Below are 281 nucleotides of genomic sequence, written 5' to 3'. Positions count from 1 at the left end.
TGGTGGGCCCTCTAAGATGACTGCCGGTGACAAACCGGAGGAAGGTGGGGATGACGTCAAATCATCATGCCCCTTATGACCTGGGCTACACACGTACTACAATGGCCGGTACAACGGGCAGCGAAGCAGCGATGCGGAGCGAATCCTTATAAGCCGGTCTCAGTTCGGATTGCAGGCTGCAACTCGCCTGCATGAAGTCGGAATTGCTAGTAATCGCGGATCAGCATGCCGCGGTGAATACGTTCCCGGGTCTTGTACACACCGCCCGTCACACCACGAGA

The 281-nt window shown here is 56.6% G+C and carries 1 rRNA gene; it reads left to right on the top strand.

Annotated elements, in window-relative coordinates:
• Positions 1-281: ribosomal RNA gene (locus tag ACSEXW_RS28465) — 16S ribosomal RNA — on the top strand; the annotation flags it as partial.

Source organism: Oryzibacillus soli, assembly GCF_051594765.1.
Taxonomy (GTDB): domain Bacteria; phylum Bacillota; class Bacilli; order Paenibacillales; family NBRC-103111; genus Paenibacillus_AR.
Note: the sequence above shows the minus strand (reverse complement) of the source record. Positions and strands in the feature narration are given on the sequence as shown.